Genomic DNA, 21,939 nt, shown 5'->3' on the forward strand with positions numbered 1-21,939 from the left:
GGCAGGTCACCGCGCCTGCGCGAGCCTGCGGCCGACCTCCTGCCAGTTGACGGTGTTCCACCAGGCCGCGATGTAGTCCGGGCGCTTGTTCTGGTACTTGAGGTAGTAGGCGTGCTCCCACACGTCCAGGCCCAGCAGGGGCGTCAGCCCCTCCATGAGCGGCGAGTCCTGGTTCGGCCTCGCGACGACCTCCAGGCCCCCGTTGCGGACGACCAGCCAGGCCCAGCCGCTGCCGAACTGGTTGGTGGCCGCCTCCGTGAACTTCTCCTTGAACGTGTCAAACGATCCGAAGGCCGAGTCGATCGCGGAGGACACGTCGCCTGAGGGGTTGCCGCCGCCCCCTGGGCCGATGACCGTCCAGAAAAGAGAGTGGTTGGCGTGGCCACCTCCGTGGTTGCGCACGGGGCCCTTGATGTTGTCGGGGACCGACTCGAACTCGCGCAAAAGCGCCTCTACGTCCTTGTTCTCCAGGTCCGTCCCCTTGATCGCCGCGTTCAGCTTGTCCACGTAGGTCTGGTGGTGCTTGGTGTGGTGGATCTTCATCGTCTCGGCGTCGATGTGCGGCTCGAGGGCCTCATACGGGTAGGGCAGGTCGGGCAGGGTGTGTGCCACGTCGTCTCCTCCTGTCGGTCGTGACCGGGTTGGAGTGAAAGGATAGTCACGCCACCGAGGCGCGCGTCCCGGAACCCGGGATCAAGCCGGGGGAGCGGGATCCTCCTGGCGGAGAGACCGCATGACGATCCCGTCCTTGGGCTTCGGGTGGAAGTAGGTGGACTTCTCCGGCATCTGGGCCCCCGTTTCGGCCAGGCGCCATACGCGGTCCACCGACACGGGCTGTATCAGAAACCCACACACGGCCCGCCCCGACCGGACCTCCTCCGCGACCTCTGGCGGCCGCGGCGTGAACGAAAGGTGGTCCTGGGCCGATGTGGCCCCGAGCGGGTGCAGGGCGAGGCGGCGCAGGATCGAGGCGGGTATCTCGTCGGGCTCGGGCTCCCGTGAAACGAGCCTGAAGGCACCGGCGCTGGTGAAGGCGATAAAGACGCCGGGGCGATCGTCGTCCCACAGCTCAAGGCCGATCCGGTCCGGGTCGGGGTCGTCGAGCTTCTCGACATCGAACGCCCGCTCCAGGACCGGGAGCACGTCGGACGTGCCGGCCGAGCGGACGATGCGGTGGTAGGGCAGGATGCACACCGCCTCCTCCGCCGCGTCCACCAGCAGGGCCATGATCTGGTCGGCTGGACCGCCCGCACCGTGCCCGTCCCGGTAGTCCCTGGCGGTCTGAAAGCGGTGGTGGCCGTCGGCGATCATCACAGGGCAGTCCCTCAGCGCGGCAGCCACCTCGCGATGGAATCCGGGGTCCCGGGCGGGCCAGACGGTGTGACGCGTGCCCTCATCGTCGGTGAAGTCGGCCGCCGGAGACTCACCCGCCCAGTGCCGGAGGCGGTGCGAGATCCCGCCGCGGGAGTAGAGCGCGTAGATGGGGGAGATGTTCACCGGCAGGGCCTCCATCAGCGCCAGGCGGTCCGCCTTGGGCCCGGCCATGGTGTTCTCGTGGGCCAGCACAGGGTCGTCCAGACGGATCGTCGCGACCAGGCCCCACACGCGACGAAACCGCCGGGACGGGTCTTGGAAAGCCTGGCGGTACACGTACAGGGCCGGCTCGGCGTCCTGCCTGAGGACTCCTTCCCACAGCCACGAGTCGAAAAAGGCGGCCGCCCGGCTGTAGGCGTTCTCGCCCGGCCCGTCCCCGGGCTCCCGGCGTCCCGAGATGATGCGAACGACGTTGTAGGGGTGGCGGTCGTAGAGCGCGACCCGGTCGGCGTCCGATATCACGTCGTAGGGGGGACACGTCACCGCCCCGGCGTCGGGGACGCGAGTCGGGTCGAACAGAATCCCGCGGAAGGGAAGCACGGTCGCCATGCGGGGCGATCTTACGCCAGGGCCCCCGGGGGCCCGGGCCGGGGGCGCCTGAAGCTCAGACGGTGACGGTGGTCAGGTTCAGCTCCTCCAGGACGCGAGTCGCCCGCTCGTCGCCCTCGGCAGCCGCGGATCGCATCTCGTCGTGCAGCTTCACGAGCGCCGCGAGGTAGTCGGCGTAGCGCATCCCCCGGGCCCCCGAAGCGGTCTTGAACTTCTGTGCCGCAGCCGGGTCCAGACCCCGGATCAGCAACTCCGTTGTCGGTCCGTCGTCGATGCGGTGGACCTCGACGTCCCGAAGCCGGCCCGCGCCGCGGACCACACGCCTCAGATGCTCGTTCGGGATCCTTCCGACGGCCTCCTCCAGATCCTCCTCCGGGACGTCGTGGGCGGCGTCGATCAGCTCCCTGACGATGCCCTCGTCGCCGGCCTTGATGACAAAGCGGGTGACCTTCTTCCTGCGCTCTTGTTCCGGCATGGTACCTCCTTGGTCGTTCTCTGAGATCATGATTACAGAACCAATGCTGGATGTCAAGGTCCGGTCGGTCCGACGAGCGTTAGCCCTGCTCGGGCTGATCGGGCAGGCGTCGGCCATACACTGGACCGGCCATGGCCGAACCCGTCTACGAGTGGTTCCAGCAGGGGATGGCTCTGCTGCGCAGCGGAGACTCCCACGCAGCGGCAACGGTGCTGGAGCGCGCGGTTGCCGCCGAGCCGGACAAGACGTCCGTTCGTGAGGCCCTGGCCCGGGCTTACTACGGCGCCGAACGGTTTGACGACGCGCTCGAGCAGTTTTTGACCGTCCTGGAGATGTCGCCCGTCAACGATTACGCGATCTTCGGCACGGGGCTTTGCCTGGGCCGGCTCGGGCGCCTGGACGAGGCGGTCGGGCACCTGAAGATGGCCGCGGTGATGCGACCGGACAACGACGACTACGTGTCCGCCGTCCGTCGCTGGGAGACCCGCCGGTCCTACCGCGCCGACGTCAGGCAGCGGATGGACGCCGCCCGGCAGCGGCGCGACCAGATGCGCGAGCAGTCCGGGGAACAGGAACCCGCCGAGCCGGACTTCGGTCCGGACCCCGGCGACGAGCTGGGCGAGCGGGCCGGCGGGGCCGATTGATCCTCGCCGACGCCTACGAAGCGTTTCTCCTGGACCTGGACGGGGTCGTCTGGCGGGGGGAGACGCCGATCCCGGGGGCCGCACGCGTGGTGGCGGAGCTGCGCGACAGGGGCCGCCGGGTGGTGTTCGTCACGAACAACTCCTCGCGCACCGCCCGCGACTTCGCCATGAAGCTGTTCCGCATGCAGATCCCGATGGAGAGCGGGGACGTCGTCACGTCCGGGCACGCCGTCGTCGCCGAGCTGCGCAGGCTCGGCCTGGAGCGCGGAGAAAGGGTGCACGTGTGCGGCGGCGACGGGCTGATCAGGCAACTGGCCCACGACGGATTTTCGCCGGTTAAAGAGACCGACGACGTCGCTGCGGTCGTGGTCGGATGGAACCCCGAAGGGGTGTTCGACGACATCCGCAAGGCGGCGGACCTAGTGCGGGCGGGCCTGCCGTTCATTGCCTCCAATGCGGACCCGACCTACCCGGCAGAGGGGCAGTTGCTCCCGGGGACGGGCGCCATAGTCGCCGCGATCGAAGTGGCGTCCGGCAAAAAGGCGACCGTGGTCGGCAAGCCGCGTCCGGAGCTGTTCCGGCTTGCGCTGGCCCGCGCCGCCGTCCCCGCCTCGAAAGCGCTTTTCTGCGGAGACCGTGCCTCCACCGACGTCGAGGGGGCCCGGGCCGCGGGCATTCCCGCCGCGCTCGTGCTGACGGGCGTCACGACCGAGGGGGAGCTTGCGGGCCTGCCGCACCTGCCGCAGCACGTCCTGGACGGCCTGCCGGACCTGCTGCTGGACCTGCCGGAGACGGGGGAGGGGCAGGACCGCCTTCGGCTCGACGTCGGCCGCGAGGGCAAGAGGGTAATCGTCCGGGGCGCCCACGTCCCGGCCGCGTCAGACCGGCAGGCAGCACGGATCGTGCTCCGCAAGCTGCTGCTCGAGGCCGTCCAAGGAGCGACGGCCGTGGAGTCGTCCGAGCCCCTGCGTCCCTACTTGGAGAGGCTCGGAGCCCGGGTCGAAGCTCAGCTGCGCCTGCCGGCGGTGTAGGTCACCAGGGCAGACGGTCCAGCTGGGGCTCGACGACTACAGGCTTCGGCGGGTTCATCGCCTTCACGATGAGGTAGCCGGCGACGAAGCCGCCGACGTGCGCGAAGAAGGCCACTCCGCCGCCCTGCTGGGCCCCCAGCCCCGCGACGCCCGAGAAGACCTGCAGGACGAACCACATGACGAGCAGGAACTTCGCCGACACCTGCACGGGCCAGAAAAGGAAGATCGGGACGAGCGACGTGACGCGGGCCCGCGGAAACATCACCAGATAGCCCCCGAGCACCCCGGCCACGGCTCCGGACGCACCCACGATCGGGATTACCGAAGCGCTGTCGACCAGGATGTGGGAGGCGGCCGCGGCGACACCGGTCACGAGGTAGAAGACCAGGTACCGCACGTGCCCGAGCCTGTCCTCGACGTTGTTGCCGAAGACCCACAGGTAGAGCATGTTCCCGCCCAGGTGCAGGAGGCTTCCGTGCATGAACATGGACGTGACGATGCTCGTCAGCGACGTCCGCTGCGGGAATCGCTGCTCCAGCTGCGTTGACAGGAAGTCGCATCGGCTCGCGACGTCGCAGGGGATCGCGCCGAACTGGTGGACGGTCTCCTCGCTCACGCCGAACTTGAGGAACGCCCAGATGTTCACGGCGATGAGCCCCCAGGTGACGAGCGGCGTCCGCCGGGTCGGGTTGTGGTCGCGGATCGGGATCAGCATCGTCATGTCGGGGGGCCAAGTATCCTCGATCTCCCGGAAACCGCCACAAAGGATCGTCCGGAAATGCAAGACGAAACAGCCAGGACACAGCGTGCCAGTCCCCGCCGGGCCGCCCAGCGGCTGGTCCGGGAGTTGGAAGGCCGTGGAGAGGTCAGGGCGCGGGACGTCGCCGGGTCGGTGCGCAGCCGGGTGTCGCGGTCCGTGCGGGCAAGGTCCGAACTCGTGCAGCTCGTGCGCAAGGAGGTCCGCAGCCGAATGAGGTCCAGGCGGACCGGCGGGGGTCCGGGGGCCGAAAGCCACTGACCCGCAGGCGGCTGGACTCCGAGCTCGTCCGGCGCGGCATGGCCGGGTCGCGGGAGCGGGCGCGTGAGGCCGTGCTCTCCGGGCGCGTGCTGGTCTCCGGCTCGGTGGCGGAGAAGCCTGCACGTCTGGTCGATGACTCCGAGCCGATCCATGTCACCGGCGACCTTCCGCGCTACGTTTCGCGCGGAGGGCTGAAGCTTGAGGGGGCATTGGACGCGTTCGTGATCGATGTGTCCGGCATGCGGTGCCTGGACCTAGGGGCATCCACCGGCGGGTTCACGGACTGTCTTCTGAAGGCGGGCGCCTCAGAGGTGGTAGCCGTGGACGTCGGCCGCGGCCAGCTCGCGTGGGAGCTGAGAAACCACCCGAGCGTGAAGTCCATGGAACGCACCGATGTCCGCGACCTGGATGACCTGGGCGAGTTCGGGCTGGTGACGGTGGACCTGTCGTTCATCTCGCTGCGCACCGTCATGCCGGCGGTTTCCCGTCTCGCGGGACGGGCGCCGGTGCTCGCCCTGGTGAAGCCGCAGTTCGAGGTCGGCAGGGCGCGCGTCGGGTCCGGCGGCGTGGTGCGGGACCGCTCGCTGCACGACGAGGCGGTCCGGGCGGTCGTGGAAGCAGCCGCCGCCACGGGACTGCACCACCACGGGACGAAGGAGTCCGTGCTGCCAGGGGCCGAGGGCAACTTGGAGTACTTCGTCCTGCTGCGCAGGAGCGGATCGTGAAGCGGGTGGGGATCCTTCACCATCACGCCCGGCCGCGCTCCGCCGAGCTTTCGGCCGAGGTGGCGGCGTGGCTGGAGCAGCGGGGGCACGAGGCGGTGGCCGGGCCGCAGACGGCCGACGGCCTGGACCTGCTCGTGGTTCTCGGAGGAGACGGCACGATGCTTCACGGGATCAGGCTGGTCGGCAGCTCCGGCGTCCCGGTGCTGGGGGTGAACCTGGGGCGCCTGGGTTTTCTGACGGAGGCCGCGGCCGACGAGGCCGTGGACGCGGTGGAGCGCACTCTCAACGGCGACTGCTTTATCGACGAACGCTCGACGGTGGAGGCGTGGATCGAGCGCGGTTCCGGCGCCCGGGAGCTGCTGGGCGAGGCGATCAACGAGGTGTCGGTGGAAAGGGCGGTGGGCGGAAAGCTGATCTACATGGCCTTGACCATCGCGGGCCAGCCGTTCACGAGGTTCGGCGCCGACGGGCTGATAGTGGCCACACCGACCGGGTCCACCGCGTACGCGTTCTCGATGCGGGGGCCCGTGGTCGCCACGGGATTGAGGTCACTGGTCGTCGTGGCAGTGGGGGCGCACAACCTGTTCGACCGCCCGCTGGTGCTGTCCCCGGACCAGGACGTCGAGGTGGCCCTGGAGGCCCGGGGGACCGGCGTCGTGGTCACCGACGGAAGGCCGGGGGCCGAGATCGGGGAGGGCGACGTCCTGCACGCGCGGGTCGGACCGTCGGTGGTGAGGCTCGTCCGGCTGAGCCCCGACAGTTTCTTCACGAGGGTCGCCAGGCGCTTCGGCCTCCCCCAGGCCTAGCGCGGCAGCGACTGGGGCTCGATCAGGGTCCGCTCCACCACGAAGTTGCCGCCGAGGCCCCGCAGCGTGACGTAATCGATCGAGGCGAGGGTCGAGCCGGAGAACGTCAGGATCTGGGCTTCGTACGGGCGGTCCGCTTCGACGGCGAACGACCCCAGTCCGGTCGCGCCGGTCGACCCGACGGTCAGGGTCCTGACGGTCCCTTTCCGAGCGGAGCTTCTGCGGTGGACGTGTCCGGCCACCACCAGGGGCACGTCGTCCACCCGCGACGCCAGGAGGCGGTCGTGCACGGCCACCACGTCGGGGAGCTGTCCTGCGACTACTTCCGCGACCTCGCGAGCCTTGGCGGTCTTGGCGGCCCTGGCTTCGGATGAGGAGACGTCGTTGCGGGCGGTGAACGTGGGGTCGGCGAAGCCCATCACCCGCACCTCGCCGACCTGCGCGACGGTTCCGTCCAGCACCTGGACCCCCGGCACCGCCGCGAGGGAAGCGCGGTTGTCAGGAGAGTCGTGATTGCCGGGGACGAACAGGTACGGCTTGCCGACCCGTGCTATGAGGTCGCCGATCCGCGCCTCGACGGGAGACCCGAACGACGTCAGATCGCCGGTGTCCAGCACGGCCTCCACGCGGAAGCCCGCGGCGAGCCTTTCCACCATCTCCAGGGCCACGGGGTTGGAGTGGACGTCGCTCACGTGCAGGATCCTGGTCTGGCCGACGGTGGTGGACTCGTCGGTGGACGTCGCCTCGTACAGCTGCGCGACCCGGTCCCCGAGAACGCGCAGCCGCTTCCTCACGTCGCCGATGCCTTCAAAGTGACGGCGCGCGGCCTCCAGGACCCGCGGCGCCTCCTCGATGGGGCCCTCGAAAGTCGCCCTGGCGAAAGCAGACTCGTCAAAGGTCCTCCAGGACCCCCCGAGGACGAGGGCCGCCGCGAGGACCCCTCCCGCCGCGCCGGCGGCCATCATCCACGGGCGGCGGCCCGGCACGAGGGCGCCGAGCAGGATCCCGGCGGCCAGCGAGGCGAGCACAGCCCGGACGGCGAAGTCACGAAGAAGCAAACCGAGATCGCGGGTCACCTGCTCCCGAAGGCGTCGCTGCCGGGAGGAGTCGCGGAGGACCTCCTGCAGGTCCTCCAGGTCCACCCGCTCCACCAGGAGGGACAGCCGCAGGGGCGGACGGTGCGTGGGGGCCGAGATCCTGCCCAGCGGGGGCAGGCGCAGGTCGGTCCTCGGGGAGCCGAGGCGCCCCCGCACCTCCACCGTGCCCGGGCCGACCGGACCTCTTGCGGCGGGGGCGACTCCGACCGCGACGAGTCCCGCGGCCGCACCGAGAACCACCACGACCGCAACACGGACGACAGGATGCATCCGGCGGGCCGGGGACGCCGGTGGCTCTTGCCCGGCCGGAGCGTGCGGCGTCGGCCCTTCCACGTTCGGACCCTGAGGCGGCGGCTGTTCCACCCGCCGAGATTGCCGCACCAATGCGGTCCGTGTCTCGAGGCCTCCGCCGTCGGCCCCCGTCCTTACCATCGGCGGATGCTGCAGGAGCTTCACGTCCGCGACCTGGGAGTGATCGCCGAGGCGTCCGTCTCGTTCGGTCCTGGACTCAACGTGATCACCGGCGAGACGGGGGCCGGCAAGACGCTGCTGATGACCTGCCTCGGGCTGCTGGCCGGCGCCCGTGCCGATCCGCGACTCGTCGCCGCCGGGGCCGACCAGGCGCTGGTTCAGGCGGTGATGTCGGCTGCCGCCGGGGGACCCGACACCGAGGGCGGCGAGCTGATCGTGGCGCGCCGGATATCCCCCGACGGCAAGTCCCGCGCCTGGCTGGACGGCCGGCTGGTACCGGCATCCGTGCTTGCGGATGCAGTGGGCGAGCTGGTGGAGGTGCACTCGCAGGGATCGGGGTTCGCGCTCGCTCGTCCGGCAGTCCAGATGCAGGCGCTGGACTCCCTGGCCGGGACGGGTGACCTGTTGCGTGAGTACCGGGCGGTGCTGTCGCGCCTGCGGGAGTCCATGGACGAGCTGCGCGACATACGCGAGGGGGAGCGGCTGCGCGCCCGCGAGCAGGAGTTCCTGTCGTTCCAAGTCCGCGAGATCGACGCGGCCGCCCTCGACGACGGTGAGGACGAGGCGGTGCGCATAGAGCTGGGACGGCTGGAGAACGCCGAGAGGTTGACCCTGGACGGCCAGCGCGTCGTGTCGCTGACGGGCTCGGACGGGGCCGCGGCACATCTGACGGAGGCGGCGAAGGTCCTGCGCGACGCGTCGGCCCTCGACCCGTCCGTTCAGGACGTGGCGGAGCGGATGTCCGCGCTCGGTGACGAGGTGTCGGAGGCCGCGAGGGAAGTCCGGGCGTGGGCCGAGGGCATCGAGCCGGACCCCGCCCGTCTGGAGTCGCTGCGCGACAGGGCCGCGCTGATCTCGAGCCTGGGACGCAAGTACGGGGCGACCGTGGCCGACATCAAGGCGGCGGCCGAGTCCGCGCGGCGGGAGCTCGCGTCGCTGGAGTCCGCGGATGCCAGGACGGCCGGCCTGGACGAGTCGGTGGTCCGGCTGGAGTCGGAACTCGGTGCGCTGGGGGCCGAGCTGTCAAAGAGGCGTGCCGCAGCGGCTGCCGACCTGACGGCCATGGTCAACGGCGAGCTGGGCGCCCTGGCGCTGGGGGGATGTTCGTTCGAGGCGTCCTGCGAGGCGTCTGGCACCCACTCCGACAGGGGAGCCGACCGGGTGGAGTTCCGATTCTCCTCCGACTCGCGCAGGCCGCCCGAGCCCATCGGAAAGGTGGCGTCCGGAGGCGAGCTGTCGAGGGCGATGATCGCGGTGACCCTGGCGCTGGCTTCCGCCCACCACGTTCCCGTGCTGGTGTTCGACGAGGCCGACCAGGGGGTCGGGGGAGCGGCAGCTCTGGAGGTGGCGCGGAGGCTGGCGCGCCTGGGGCGCACGCATCAGGTCCTGGTCGTCTCGCACCTGCCGCAGATCGCGGCCTACGCCGACTGCCACGTCGCGGTCCGCAGGCACGAATCGGGGGTTCGCGTGGAGACGCTGCAGGACGACGGCCGCATCGCGGAGATCTCCCGGATGCTCGCGGGCCTGGACTCATCGGACAGGGCGCGCGCCCACGCCGAAGAACTGGTCTCCATGGCGCGGCGGGAGCGCGACGGGCGGCCGGCGGCCAAGCCCCGTTCGCGACGGGCGGCCGCGACCGCCTGACCTCCGCAGCCCCCAGGCTTGATACCGTGGACGGGCCCTCCGGGGCGCGCACATGGGAATCCGCCTGCTCAGCCGCCGGTCCTCCGCCGCCCGGCGACCCTTGAACGGGTCCGGGACGGGCACCGGCCTGTCCGGAACCGCGCGAATGGACCGCAGGACCAAGGATCTCGTCCGGCGGGTGAAGCCCGGCAACATCGCGATCATCGACCATGACGACCTGGACCGGGTGGCGGCTGAAAGCCTCCTGGACCACGGGGTCGCCGCTGTGGTCAACGCGCGGCCCTCGATCTCCGGACGCTACCCCAACCTCGGCCCCCTGATCCTGGTGCACGCGCACATCCCGGTCCTGGACGCGGTCGGTCCGGGAGTGTTCGACGAGGTGTCGGAGGGCGACGTCGTCCGCCTCGAAGGCGACAAGCTGCTGGTGGACGACCGGGTCGTCGCGCAGGGAGTGCTGCTGGACGAGGCGTCTGTCCTTCAGAAGATGGAGGCGGCGAAGGCCCAGTTGTCGGCCACCGTCGAGAGGTTCGCCGAGAACACTCTGGACTACGTCCGGCGCGAGCAGGACATCCTTGTCGAGGGGGTCCGGATTCCGCTGCGCACGCGGTTCAAGGGCCGCCACGCGCTGGTGGTCACGCGCGGCCACCACTACAAGGAGGACCTGCGCGCCCTGCGCGGCTATATCAAGGAAATGCGTCCGGTCATCGTGGCCGTCGACGGGGCCGCCGACGCCTGCCTCGCCGAGGGAATCAAGCCGGACGTGATCGTCGGCGACGTCGACTCGGCGTCGGCCGCGGCCCTTCGCAGCGGTGCCGAGCTGCTCGTCCACCCGCAGGGCGAGTGGCGCAGGCGCCACGCCGAGGGGCAGGCCTCCGACGAGCCCGAAGAGGTGAAGACGGTCCGGAACCTCGGACTGAGCTGCCACGTCATCACGGCCCCCGGAACAAGCGAGGACGTCGCGCTTCTGCTGGCACACGAGCAGGGGGCCGAGCTTGTCGTGGCGGTGGGATCCCACACGTCCACGATCGAGTTTCTGGACAAAGGACGCGCGGGCATGGCCTCGACATTCCTGGCCAGGCTCCGGCTCGGGCCGTCGCTGGTGGACGCCAAGGGGGTGTCGCTTCTGTACCGCACCCGTGTGCGGCGGCAGGACCTCCTGCTGCTGGTTGTCGCCGCGGTCGTGACGATGGCGATAGTCAACTACTTCTCCCCCCCGGCCAGGCTGTTCTGGGGGATCGTCTGGGAGCAGCTGATCGACTTCGTGTTCCGGCTGCGCGGGCTGTTTTGATCGACTTCCGCTACCACATCGTCTCGATCGTCGCCGTCTTCCTGGCCCTGGGTCTGGGCATCCTGATGGGGACAACCGTCCTGGACCGCGTGGCCGTCGACGCGCTCCGCGCGCAGGTCGACAACCTGCGGTCGGACGCCCGGGAGTCCAGACGGGACATAACGGCCCTGCGGACAGAAGTGGATCGCCAGCGCACGTTCGCCGACCAGGTGAGCCCCTGGGTGCGCCACGACCAGCTCGCCGGCAAGCCCGTGGTGTTTGTGTCCGACAACGGCGGGGCGCGCTGGGACGACTCGGTCAGGGACGCCATCGCCCAGACCGGGGCACGGCCCGTCGGAGCCATGACCCTCACCGCCAAGTGGAAGTTGGACGCTGCGTCGGCCAGGCAGCTGCAGTCGGCGACGGCGCCGCTCGGAGCCGCCATGCCTCGCGACAAGCCGGACGAGTCGCCGGACGAGCGCCGGCAGGCGGAGGACGCGCTGACGACGCTCGGCTCCCAAATCTTCGCCCCGGAAGGGCAGGCCCTTCTGCGGGAGCTCGTACAGAGCGGGTTCGTGGAGGTCGCCGATGCCGACCTCCAGCAGGCCTGGCCTCCCGCCGGTGCATTGGTGGTGGCCTTCACCGGACCGGACCCGGGGCGGGGCACGGCCTCCTCCAGCCCCGGGTGGGTAGCTTCGCTGGCGCGGGCCACGGCCACGGCAACGCCGACCCTCGTGGTCTCACCTGGCGCGGATGCCGGCACCGGCGACGTGACTATCCTGCGCAACCTCCCGGAAACGCCGGCAACGCTGGTCACCTTCGACGCGGGTTCGCTTTCGTTCGGCCGCCTCGGCTCGGTGCTGGCGCTGGAGTCGGCCGCCGCCGGGCGCGGTGGTCACTTCGGCGTCGAGCGAGGCAGGCGGCTGCTCCCCGAGCGTCGCTGACCAGTGGGCCCCGGTCTCCCCGGACAGCCGGTCGCGGCAGAGGAGTCCGAAGCCGGGCTGCTGCGGTCCTCGGCGTCCATCTCGCTGATCACCGCCGCGGCACGTGTGGCCGGCTTCGCGCGGTGGATCGTGCTCGGGGCGACGGTCGGAGCCACTTACCTCGGCAACACCTACCAGACGGCCAACTGGGTGCCGAACATCCTGTTCGAGCTGGCCGCGGGAGGGGTCCTGACGGCGGTGTTCGTCCCGACGTTCGTCGCGGAACTTGAGCATGGACGGGAGCGGGGGACCGAGGTCGCGGCCAGCATCGCCAACGGACTGCTGTTGCTGTCGCTTCCCCTCGTGGCCGGGGCGATCATCTTCGGACGTCCGATCATGCGCGGGCTCACCGTCGGGGTTGCCGACCCGGCCGTGCGTGCCGCGGAAATCGAGCTGGGAGCCTGGTTTCTGCGCTTTTTCGCCCCGCAGATCCCGCTCTACCTCCTCGGGATGGTCATGACTGGGATCCTGCACGCCCACCGGAAGTTCGTGGCCCCGGCGGCAGCTCCGTTGTTCTCAAGCCTCGTCGTGATCGCCACGTACCTCGTCTTCCACTCGATGGGACCGCGAGCCGACATCGGCACCGCGACGCGGGAGCAGTTGTACGTCCTGGCCGGCGGAACGACCGCCGGCGTGGTGGCACTGACCTTCTCGCAGCTCCCGTCGGTTCTCCGGCTGGGTATCAGGTGGCGGCCGGTGCTGAGACTGCGGGACCCTTCCGTGCGCAGGGCGATGAGAGCCGGAGGATGGGGAATGGCCTTCTTCGCGGTCACCCAGGCCGGTCTGCTGGTCACCCTGATCCTGGCCAACCGGGTCCGCGGGGGCGTGGTGGCGTACCAGGTCGGCTACGCGCTGTTCATGCTGCCTGTCGCCCTGATTGGGCTGCCGGTGGCGATCTCGCTGTACCCGTCGATGTCCCGCAGCATTGTCCGACGTGACGAGCAGGGATACGCCAGGGTGCTGTCGCTCGGATGGAGGACCACGGCCCTGCTGGCCGCTCCCGCCGCGGCCGGGCTGGCGGTGCTCGCTCGTCCGCTGGCGCAGGCACTCGAGACCGCGGGGGCCGCCCGCACCGGGTCCGCTCTTGTCGCCGCTGCGTCGGGAGCGCTGGCTCTGGGACTGCCGGCGTACGCACTCAACGAGATCCTCGCCCGCGCCTTTTACGCCCGGCGGCAGACGGCTCCGCCCGTCGCCGTCAACGCGGTCGCCATCGGCCTTTACGCATTCGCCGCCTGCACAATCACGGCTGTTGCGCGCCCCCGTGGAGCCGACGCCGTCGCCGTGATGGGCTGGGCTCACTCGGCCGGGCAGTGGGCCGGCGTGGCGGTCGGCGTTCTGCTCCTTGCGCGGTCCGCGAGGGTGTGGCGTCCTGCGGGCGACCTCGTGTCGACCGCTGCGAGCGCGGCGCGGGCGGCGGTGATGGCGGCCTGCGTGTGGTTGGTGGTCCACGCCCTGCGCGCGGTTCCTCCGGCCCCGAGGGTGGCGGCTGGAGTGCTGGCCGGTGCGGCGGTGTTCGGCGTGGCCTGCCTGTTCTCGCGGGACGCCCGTCTGGCGATGAGCGGGATCCGCAACCGCCGGTGAGCGCGCGATCAGTGGTCCACGTGCTGGGGCCGTCGACCGGGGGCATCCGACGCCACGTCCGCTACCTCGCGCACAACCCGCCCCCGGGCTTCACGACACTGCGGGTCTGCGGGCCGGGGTCTTTGGAGCAGTACTTCGATGGCCTGCCTTTCGCGCCACTCACGGCCGATGGCATCGCAGATGCCGACGTCGTCCACGCCCACGGCGTGACCGCCGGCAGAGTCGCCCTGCGTCGCCGGCGCCCCCCGGTGGTTCTGACGCTTCACGTCTACGACGTCGCGGGGGGCCGTCCGGCGCCGGCGCGTGCCGCGCTGCGCATGCTGGCGCCGGCGATTGTCCGGCGGGCCGATGCGGTCATAGCCGTCAGTGTCGAGATAGCGGCGCGTGTCCCGGGGGCCGTGGTCATTCCGCCCGCCGCCGAGCCGCGCGGAGCCCCCCGCCGCGACAGACGTGAAGTGCGGGCGGAGCTGGGAGCCGCCGATGACGAGGTCGTGGTGATGTCCATAGCCCGGCTGCATCGCGACAAGTCGCTTCATGTGCTGATCGAGGCAGCCCGGCTCGCGGGGCTCACGTGCTGGGTCGCCGGCGACGGTCCTCTTCGCGCGGAGCTGGAGCGGCTTGCGCAGGGGACGCGCGTCCGGTTGCTCGGCTACCGCGACGACGTGTCGGACCTGCTGGGCGCGGCGGACCTGTTCGCCCTGACCTCGCTGGGAGAGGGCTACCCTGTCGTCGTCGTGGAGGCACTGCAGGCAGGGCTTCCCGTCGTGGCCACTGACGTGGGGGCCGTCCGGGAGATGGTCGGGGACGCCGGCGAGATCGTCGACCCCGGAGATGCGACGGCTCTGGCTTCGTCGCTAAGCAGGATCGCGGGTAACGATGAGGTCCGGGCCGGACTGATGCGGCGCGCCGGGGCGAGGTCGCTGCCGCAGCCGGAGGAGCTGGTGCGTCGCGTGGGTGAGGTCTACCAAAGGGTGATGTCGTGAACAGGCCCGTTTCCGGGAGAGCCCGGCGGCGGTCGATCGTCGTGCGGGTGGCGGCCGTGTCCGTCGCAGCCGCTCTCGGCCTCGTGCCCGATGCCGCCGTCGCGTCGGGGACGGAACCCGAGCGCATAGTCCTTTTTGCCATGCCCGCCGTCACGTGGGACGACATCCGTCCCGCCCGGATGCCCGCGCTCCAGAGCGTCATCTCCCGGGGCGCGGTGGCCGCCATCTCGGTGCGCAGCGCCGCCAGCCGTACCGACCCGGTGAGGGGTTACATGACTCTGGGGTCCGGCAACCGCGCCTACTCCGACGACGCCGAGCCGCAGGCCCACTTGGCGTTTTCGGCCGATGCGCCGTTCGAGTCGGGGACGGCCGAACATGCGCTCCGGCGACGGATCGGCCCGACCGGCGCCGAGGCGCCGGAGCCGGCGGACGCCTCGTCCCCCGGACTCGTCCACCTGGGCCTGCCGTGGCTGGACAAGCAGGCCGCGAGGAGCAACTACGGTACGGCCGTCGGCTCGCTCGGCGAGACCCTTCGTCATGCGGGCGTCCGGAGAGCGGTGGTGAGCGCCGCCGACACGGCCGTCGACCCCCGCGCGTCCGCCTCACGCCGTCGCGAGGCCGTGCTGGGAATGGTGGACCGGACGGGGCGGGTCGAGGACGGCACGGTCTCGGGGCTGTTGCGGACCGATCCGGACGCTCCGTTCGGCGTCTCCACCGACGCGGCGGCCTTTGAAGCCGCCGCCCGAACCGCACTGTCCAGGTCAAGGGTGGTGCTGCTCGAGCCCGGGGAGACCCTGCGCGCCGACCAGTTCCTGGCCTACGCGAACCCGGACCGCAGGCAGCAACTCGTGACGGGGGCGCTTGAACGGTCCGACGTGATCCTGTCGAAGATCCTGCCGGCGCTGACCCCGCGCGACCGGCTCTACATCGTGGTTCCGTCCGGGCCCTCGCTGGCCGCGACCGAGCACCTGACACCGCTCGTCGCCGCCGGCGCCGGTGTCCGACGTGGCTGGCTGACGTCCGCGACCACCCGGCAGCCCGGCATGGCGACGCTGTCGGACGTCGCCCCCACGGTCCTGGATGCGTTCGGGCTTCGCGCACCAGGCTCCATGACCGGCACCGTCATCTCCTCGATCCGCACCCAGCGGGGAGGCCGGGTGGCGGACCTGGCGGCGCTGGACCGCGAATCGGTGTTCCGGGAGCACTTCGCCGCGCAGGCGGTGTACGCGTTTATCACGATGCTGACGCTCCTGTCCCTTCTGTCGTTTGTCGTCTTTCTGTCGAGATCGCGTGCCTGGAGCAGGCTGCTGACGCCCCTCGCCCTGGCGGTGCTGGCGGTGCCGCCGGCTGCGCTGGTCTGGCGAGCCGTGGACGCCGACCGTCTGGGCATGACGGGGGCGCACCTGGTGCTGTGGGGCCTGGTAGCCGTGCTCGCTGCGGCCGCGGCTGCCGTCCCCGGCCCCAGGTGGGCCGGGGGAGTGGCACTGCTGCTGCTGTCGGCCGTCATGCTGTCCGTGGACCTGGCGGCAGGGTCGCCGCTGCAGCTCAACGGGATATTCGGCTTCTCGCCGATCGTCGCCGGACGCTTTTACGGGATCGGCAACCTGGGCTACGCGATCTTGATGGCCAGCGGGATCCTCGGCCTCACCGGCCTGGTGGAGCTTCGCGGACTGCCCAGGGCGCCCGCGATCATCGCGGTGGGGCTTGCCGTCCTGGTCCTCGTAGACGGCCTGCCACAGCTGGGGGCAGACTTCGGGGGAGTCCTCGGGGGAGTCCCCGCCGTGCTTCTGACCTACATGCTCGCGAGGGGCCACCGGGTGAGATGGCCGGTGCTGCTCGCGGCCGGCGCCGCAGCCGTCGCCGTGGCGTCCGGACTGGCGCTGCTGGACCTGTCCCGGCCCCCGGAGGTGCGGACGCACCTGGGCCGCTTCGCCGCGCGGGTCGCGTCCGGGGGCCTTCCGGCGCTGGTGACGGTTGTGCGCAGGAAAGCGCAGGCGAACCTGGGAGTCCTCGGCGTCAGTTCATGGACCTACACGATCCCCCTGACGCTGGGCGTCCTGGCACTGATGCTCGCGCGGCCGGTCGGGGTGCTGCGAGACGTTCTGCCACGGCACCCGGTCCTGAGGGCCGGGCTCATCGGCGCGATGGCCGCGGGAGTCGGAGGGTACGCAGTGAACGACTCGGGCATCGCAATCCCGGCGATGGTCCTCGGGCACGTCGTCCCGCTGCTTGTTTTGCTTGCCGTGCAGACTCTTGCACCGAGGCCCGCCGCCGCTGCGAAAGCCGCGTGACGGCGGCAGTCGCGGTAGCCGCCGCCGCTGCGTCCTGGATCGCCTGCCGGCTGCTGTTTTCCCGTCCACCGGCTGCTCTGACGGGGGCCAGGCATCTGCGAGTCAACTACCGGGGCAGTGCCATTCCGGGTTCGCTGGGCGTCCTGCTCATCGCCGCTCTGGGCGTGGGCGCCGCGGGGGCCGCGGTTCTTGATGCGGCGGGTGTCACGGCCACGGGCGCGGCGACCACCGCGGCCGCAGGCGTCGCACTGGGGCTACTGGGCTACGTGGACGACGTGTGGGGGAACCGCCGCGCCGGCGGCTTCGGCGGGCACCTGCGCGCGCTGGCCCGCGGCGAGCTGACCACCGGGATGCTCAAGGCGGCCGGAGGAGGAGTCGTGGGACTGGGTTGCGCGTGGGCCTCCGGTCTGCGCGGCGCCCACCTTCTGGCGGGAGGAGCGATCGTGGCGCTGTCCGCGAACCTGGTCAACCTGCTGGATCTGCGGCCCGGACGCGCGTGCAAGTTCTGGCTGGTGTCGTGGGCGGCGCTTCTGCTCGCTGGAGTGGCCCCCGGGGCTTTGACCGTCTCAGCCGCCCTGGCCGGTGGGGTCGGGGCCTTTCTGCCCGTGGACCTGCGGGAGCGCGGAATGCTCGGCGACTCCGGCGCCAACCTCGCGGGGGCTGCCTGGGGGGCCGCTGCCGTTGCCTCCATCGGCTCCCGCGGGCGCCTGCTGTGCCTGTTCGTGCTCGTCGGGTTGACGGCCGCGTCGGAGGTGGTCTCCTTTAGCCGGCTCATCGAGCGCATTCCCCTTTTGCGCGGCTTCGACGCACTGGGGAGGAGGAACCCTCAGGGCCCGGGACACCCGGAGGCCGAAGCCCCGTCCGCCGAAGCGGAGCCGTTCCAGGGGAGCGAACGAGATCAGGCAGATCATGTGAGCCCTGAAGTAGATCGTGATGCCGACGAAAGTCACCGTATGGAACAGCGCCGCCATCCACACGTACAGCCTCCCGACGCGGCCGCGTACGAGCATCAGCAGGGCGGTCAGTTCGAACACGATGATCCCCAACTGCATCAGATGAAGCAGCCGGGGGAACTGCAGGAGCGGGTCGGCGAACATCGTCCCTCGCCGGGTGATGGCGGAGATGAGGATGGAACTGGTTATCCATGAGGGCCCCGACACGAGCATCTTGGTCACGCCGGCCAGGAAGTACGTGAGGGCGACCGCCACCTGCACCATCCGCATTGCCCATCCGGCGGCTGCCGAGGTCCCGTCTTCAGCCGTCCACGCCACGGTGGGCAGGACCGCTAGAGCGACCAGCAGGGCGACGCGGTCGTGGTCCACCTTGCCGTACGAAAAGCCGATCAGGCACCAGTAGCCGTAGAGCAGGGCCACGGCGGGGCCGGCCAGCCGGCGCGCCCGGCCGGCGGCGGCAACCAGCGGAATCGATAGCAGGGACACCAGTACCAGCGCCATCCCCACGCGGGTGGGAGCCGGGATTCCAAGCGCCCTGCCGATCCACAGAGGCGCGTACCACGAGGCAGGAAGAAGTCCGTGGTCGGCCGGAAACCGCGTGAGCACCACGTCCAGTGGCACGTACAGGTAGATCAGGACGCGGAACAGCTGCAGGCGCCGCAGGGGGACGGGGTCGTACCAGAACCGGATCCACGCGGAGGTCCCGGCGGAACCGCCCGCCGGTGGGGCCTCTGGGTCGCGCGCCGCGGTCACCGGGGCGGCCAATGCGCCACCTCCGTCACGACCCACCTGATCCCCGGCGGAGGCGCCGCCCTGGCCCGACGCCCGGCGGCCCGGGGGCCCGGCTGCAGCCGCCCCTCCGACAGCGGCGCCTTTCTGCTGAGCAGATACAGGCGGACGATGCGCCTGTCCGCGGGCGCCCCGCGGTTGTAGACCCGGATCAGGTCGCCGAGAAGCTCCGGGTGCGCCTGGACCCGCGCCACCTGTCCCTCGACCTCGGCCCGCCGCAGATGAAAGTTCTCAAAGCCCAGCCGCACGCCACGGCGTCCGTCGCTGAAGTCGGCATTCAGGGCGAGGACCCAGACCGCTCCCCGGGTCCCCTTCGGGAACATGCGCATCTGCGCGAACGGCCAGGCGTCGTCGGACCAGAAAAGGGTCCCGGCGATCAGTCCGACGGACATGAACACGGCGGCGGCGTCCCGTGCCAGGCGGGACATGGTCTTTCGCGGGAGGGTGGCTGCGTCAGTCACTGCTCCGCAATCTTACGGGGCGCGGAAGTACGTCCCGGATGCTGTCGGCGCCGCTGGATAGGCTCCCGCCGCGTGTTAGGGTGATCCGACCTGGGAGGTTCCTTTGGCCAGACACATCTTCGTTACCGGGGGTGTGGCCTCCTCTCTCGGAAAGGGCATCACCGCCGCCTCCATAGGCCGCCTGCTGGTCTCCCGTGGGTTGAACGTGGTCCTGCAGAAGCTCGACCCCTACATCAACGTCGACCCGGGGACGATGAACCCCTTCCAGCACGGCGAGGTCTTTGTCACACAGGACGGCGCCGAGACCGACCTGGACCTCGGGCACTATGAGAGGTTCGTCGACACCAACCTGGCGCGAGAGTCCAACGTGACGACCGGGCAGATCTACTGGTCAGTGCTCCAGCGCGAGCGCCGCGGGGAGTTCCTGGGCGAGACGGTCCAGGTGATCCCCCACATCACCAACGAGATCAAGGAGCGCATCCTCGCCCTCGGCCGTGACTCGTCCGTCGACGTGGTCATCACCGAGGTCGGGGGCACCGTCGGCGACATCGAATCCCTGCCGTTCATAGAGGCGATCCGGCAGGTCCGGCGCGACCTCGGCCGCGACAACTGCTTTTTCGTGCACGTGACGCTCATCCCGTTCATCGAGGCGTCCGGCGAACAGAAGACGAAGCCGACGCAGCACTCGGTCATGGCCCTTCGGTCCATCGGAGTCCAGCCGGACGCAATCGTGTGCCGCTCGGACCGTCCCATCGGAACCTCGCTAAAGCAGAAGATCTCGCTTCTGTGCGACGTGGACGTCGAAGCCGTCGTATCGGCCACCGACACGTCCAACCTCTACGAGGTTCCGCTCGTGCTGTACCGGGAGGGCCTGGACCGGCGTATTGCCAGGCACCTGGGACTGGCCAAGGGCGAACCCGATCTGCAGTCGTGGCAGGACCTGGTCGAACGCATCGGCTCCCCGCGCGGCTCCGTCAGGATCGCGCTCGTCGGCAAGTACGTGAACCTTCCGGACGCCTACCTGTCCGTCACCGAGGCACTGCGTCACGGCGGCATCCACCACCAGGTCCGGGTCGAGATCGAGTGGATCGCGTCCGACGGGATGATCGACGACGGACAGCACCTCCAGGGCTGCCACGGCCTGTTGGTCCCGGGCGGTTTCGGCGTCCGGGGCATAGAGGGCAAGATCGAGGCGACCAGGAGCGCGCGCGAGTCGGGCCTGCCGTTTTTGGGCATCTGCCTCGGCCTGCAGTGCGCCGTCACGGAGTTCGCGCGCAACGTCGCGGGGATGCGCGACGCCAACTCCACGGAGTTCGACGAGCAGACGCCGTACCCGGTCATCGATCTGATGGCGTCGCAACAGGGCGTCACCGACAAGGGCGGCACGATGCGGCTCGGCACTTACCCCTGCGTTTTGAAGGAGGGCACCCGGGCCGCCGCGGCCTACGGCGCGAGGGTGGTGGAGGAGCGGCATCGCCACCGCTACGAGGTCAACCCCGACCTTCTTCCGAAGCTGGAGGCCGAGGGGCTGGTTGCTTCCGGGTCCTCTCCGGACGGAAGCCTCGTCGAGATCATCGAGGTCCCGGACCACCCCTGGTTCGTGGCGTCGCAATTCCATCCGGAGTTTCTGTCGAGGCCGACGAGGCCGCACCCGTTGTTCAGGGACTTCATCGGGGCCGCCGCAGCGGGGGCCGGCATCAGCGTCTGAGGCCCGGTCCGAGGACGAATATCCTCGCCGGCTCGCCCAGCACCGTCACGTCGAACCGCTCCAGCTCCTCCACTCTTCGGCTTTGAGCGACTGCCGCTTCCAGGCCTCGGCCCCGGGGCCCCAGGAGCACGATCTTCGCTCCCGGCACGGTGACGCGGCACAGCTCCTCCATCACCCCCCCGAACCAGCGTCCGGGATTGGGCGGAAGCGGAAATCTCTTTCCAAAGGGGAGGTTGGACACTGCCGCCGAGAAACGCCCGCCGGCGAGCGGCAGCTTCAAAGCGTCGGCCCGCAGAAGCCGGGGACGTGGGCCCAGGTTCCCGGCCGCGGCGAGGAGGGCGGCCGGGTCCAGGTCGCACCCGGCTATCTCCCATTCGGCATCGGCGCCTGCGGCCAGGATGGTTCCGGACCCGCAAAAGGCGTCCAGCATCCAGCCCTTCGGGCGGCCGGCGAGCAGCACCATGGCGGCGGCGACCGATGGACGCAGCGCGCCCACCCGCTCGAGGTCGCGCGCGGGACCCGTCCGGGAGAGCTTGTCCAGCCGCAGGCCGAGTCGGAACCGTCCCGGTGAGGACTCGACCACCCACAGCTCCAGCGCGGCGGGGTCCTCGAGTCCCCACCGCGGGTACGTGGACCCCACGACCTGCGCCACGGCGCGTCTGAGGTCGGTGCGGCGGAAGTTGGTTTCCGACAGCACTCTCACCGCCACCCTGAACCCCATCCGTGGACGCAGGGCGCCCCCCAGTCCGGCGAACACGGACAGCGCGTTGGCCGCACGGCGCGGCTCCCACATGGTGGCCGCCACCTTCGCGGCGGCTCCCGGGCCGGACGTCCCCACCTGCACGAGCACAGCCTCGGCGGTCCGGAGGCCGAGCAGCGCAGGACCCGTGCGACCGCAGAAAGCGACCACGTCGGCACGCCCGTCGAACCCGACGTCTGCGTCCACCGAGAGGTCACGCAGCGGCAGGGACTCCGCCTCGCGGCGGAGCACCGGTCCGATCCCGGGCTGGGTCAGGGCGAAGAAGTCCACGCAGCGAGGCTATTCTCGCCCCACGCCGGCCGGCACACGCGTCCGGGGCCGAGGGGAGG

20 protein-coding genes are annotated in these 21,939 nt (G+C 70.6%); 12 read left to right on the forward strand and 8 right to left on the reverse strand.

Going from position 1 to position 21,939, the window contains the following annotated elements:
* Window positions 1–6 precede the first annotated feature (6 nt).
* The 3 genes from VNE62_01395 to VNE62_01405 form a co-directional block, all read right to left on the reverse strand.
* On the reverse strand, window positions 7–612 hold the full coding sequence (locus VNE62_01395) for a superoxide dismutase (GenBank protein ID HVE90943.1): 606 nt from the start codon (window positions 610–612) through the stop codon (window positions 7–9).
* An 81-nt stretch (window positions 613–693) separates the two neighbouring features.
* A complete protein-coding gene (locus tag VNE62_01400; protein ID HVE90944.1) occupies window positions 694–1,923 on the reverse strand; it encodes a DUF1015 domain-containing protein in 1,230 nt (409 codons plus the stop codon).
* A gap of 55 nt (window positions 1,924–1,978) precedes the next feature.
* On the reverse strand, window positions 1,979–2,398 hold the full coding sequence (locus VNE62_01405; protein HVE90945.1) for a hypothetical protein: 420 nt from the start codon (window positions 2,396–2,398) through the stop codon (window positions 1,979–1,981).
* Between the two features lie 131 nt (window positions 2,399–2,529).
* Here VNE62_01405 and VNE62_01410 point away from each other — a divergent pair, with 131 nt between their 5' ends.
* Both VNE62_01410 and VNE62_01415 read left to right on the forward strand, forming a co-directional pair.
* The gene (locus tag VNE62_01410) at window positions 2,530–3,042 is read left to right on the forward strand and encodes a tetratricopeptide repeat protein (protein HVE90946.1); all 513 of its coding nucleotides are present in this window, start codon (window positions 2,530–2,532) and stop codon (window positions 3,040–3,042) included.
* The gene (locus VNE62_01415) at window positions 3,039–4,073 is read left to right on the forward strand and encodes an HAD-IIA family hydrolase (GenBank protein ID HVE90947.1); all 1,035 of its coding nucleotides are present in this window, start codon (window positions 3,039–3,041) and stop codon (window positions 4,071–4,073) included. The genes VNE62_01410 and VNE62_01415 overlap by 4 nt, the downstream gene beginning before the upstream one ends.
* 1 nt (window position 4,074) lies before the next feature.
* Here VNE62_01415 and VNE62_01420 read toward each other — a convergent pair whose 3' ends face one another.
* Window positions 4,075–4,794, reverse strand: a complete 720-nt coding sequence (locus VNE62_01420; GenBank protein ID HVE90948.1) for a rhomboid family intramembrane serine protease — start codon at window positions 4,792–4,794, stop codon at window positions 4,075–4,077.
* A gap of 57 nt (window positions 4,795–4,851) precedes the next feature.
* On the opposite strand from VNE62_01420, the gene VNE62_01425 reads away from it, so the two are divergent.
* Genes VNE62_01425 through VNE62_01435 form a run of 3 tightly spaced genes read left to right on the forward strand, consistent with a single transcriptional unit; the run spans window position 4,852 to window position 6,622 of the window.
* The gene (locus tag VNE62_01425; protein HVE90949.1) at window positions 4,852–5,091 is read left to right on the forward strand and encodes a hypothetical protein; all 240 of its coding nucleotides are present in this window, start codon (window positions 4,852–4,854) and stop codon (window positions 5,089–5,091) included.
* 11 nt (window positions 5,092–5,102) lie between these two features.
* Window positions 5,103–5,816, forward strand: coding sequence for a TlyA family RNA methyltransferase (locus VNE62_01430; protein ID HVE90950.1), 714 nt, complete (start codon window positions 5,103–5,105; stop codon window positions 5,814–5,816).
* Complete coding sequence (locus VNE62_01435) at window positions 5,813–6,622, forward strand: NAD(+)/NADH kinase (GenBank protein ID HVE90951.1); 810 nt, start codon at window positions 5,813–5,815, stop codon at window positions 6,620–6,622. Before VNE62_01430 ends, VNE62_01435 begins: the two co-directional genes overlap by 4 nt.
* On the opposite strand, the gene VNE62_01440 is transcribed toward VNE62_01435, so the two are convergent.
* A complete protein-coding gene (locus VNE62_01440) occupies window positions 6,619–7,989 on the reverse strand; it encodes a metallophosphoesterase (GenBank protein ID HVE90952.1) in 1,371 nt (456 codons plus the stop codon). The genes VNE62_01435 and VNE62_01440 overlap by 4 nt on opposite strands.
* A 168-nt stretch (window positions 7,990–8,157) precedes the next feature.
* Here VNE62_01440 and recN point away from each other — a divergent pair, with 168 nt between their 5' ends.
* From recN to VNE62_01470, 6 genes are read left to right on the forward strand one after another with little or no spacing between them, the layout of a single operon-like run.
* Window positions 8,158–9,834: a DNA repair protein RecN gene (recN, locus tag VNE62_01445; GenBank protein HVE90953.1), complete on the forward strand. Its 1,677-nt coding sequence runs from the start codon at window positions 8,158–8,160 to the stop codon at window positions 9,832–9,834.
* A 52-nt stretch (window positions 9,835–9,886) separates the two neighbouring features.
* Window positions 9,887–11,122 (forward strand): putative cytokinetic ring protein SteA, encoded by a 1,236-nt coding sequence (steA, locus tag VNE62_01450; GenBank protein ID HVE90954.1) that lies wholly within the window; start codon window positions 9,887–9,889, stop codon window positions 11,120–11,122.
* Window positions 11,119–12,045 (forward strand): copper transporter, encoded by a 927-nt coding sequence (locus tag VNE62_01455; protein HVE90955.1) that lies wholly within the window; start codon window positions 11,119–11,121, stop codon window positions 12,043–12,045. The genes steA and VNE62_01455 overlap by 4 nt, the downstream gene beginning before the upstream one ends.
* Window positions 12,046–12,048: 3 nt before the next feature.
* On the forward strand, window positions 12,049–13,665 hold the full coding sequence (locus VNE62_01460) for a lipid II flippase MurJ (protein HVE90956.1): 1,617 nt from the start codon (window positions 12,049–12,051) through the stop codon (window positions 13,663–13,665).
* On the forward strand, window positions 13,662–14,648 hold the full coding sequence (locus tag VNE62_01465) for a glycosyltransferase family 4 protein (GenBank protein HVE90957.1): 987 nt from the start codon (window positions 13,662–13,664) through the stop codon (window positions 14,646–14,648). Before VNE62_01460 ends, VNE62_01465 begins: the two co-directional genes overlap by 4 nt.
* Window positions 14,645–16,939 (forward strand): hypothetical protein, encoded by a 2,295-nt coding sequence (locus VNE62_01470; protein ID HVE90958.1) that lies wholly within the window; start codon window positions 14,645–14,647, stop codon window positions 16,937–16,939. Before VNE62_01465 ends, VNE62_01470 begins: the two co-directional genes overlap by 4 nt.
* 566 nt (window positions 16,940–17,505) lie before the next feature.
* Here VNE62_01470 and VNE62_01475 read toward each other — a convergent pair.
* Both VNE62_01475 and VNE62_01480 read right to left on the reverse strand, forming a co-directional pair.
* Entirely contained in the window at window positions 17,506–18,657 is a 1,152-nt protein-coding gene (locus tag VNE62_01475; GenBank protein HVE90959.1) for an MFS transporter permease, read from the reverse strand.
* Complete coding sequence (locus tag VNE62_01480; protein ID HVE90960.1) at window positions 18,642–19,142, reverse strand: hypothetical protein; 501 nt, start codon at window positions 19,140–19,142, stop codon at window positions 18,642–18,644. Before VNE62_01480 ends, VNE62_01475 begins: the two co-directional genes overlap by 16 nt.
* A gap of 103 nt (window positions 19,143–19,245) precedes the next feature.
* Here VNE62_01480 and VNE62_01485 point away from each other — a divergent pair, with 103 nt between their 5' ends.
* Window positions 19,246–20,850 carry a CTP synthase gene (locus VNE62_01485; protein HVE90961.1) on the forward strand — a complete coding sequence of 535 codons (1,605 nt, stop codon included), beginning with the start codon at window positions 19,246–19,248 and terminating at the stop codon, window positions 20,848–20,850.
* Here VNE62_01485 and VNE62_01490 read toward each other — a convergent pair.
* Complete coding sequence (locus tag VNE62_01490; protein ID HVE90962.1) at window positions 20,840–21,880, reverse strand: methyltransferase domain-containing protein; 1,041 nt, start codon at window positions 21,878–21,880, stop codon at window positions 20,840–20,842. The two genes, VNE62_01485 and VNE62_01490, sit on opposite strands and share 11 nt — an antisense overlap.
* Window positions 21,881–21,939: the final 59 nt, after the last annotated feature.

The sequence above is a fragment of the Actinomycetota bacterium genome (genome assembly GCA_035536535.1).
GTDB lineage: Bacteria > Actinomycetota > JAICYB01 > JAICYB01 > JAICYB01 > DATLNZ01.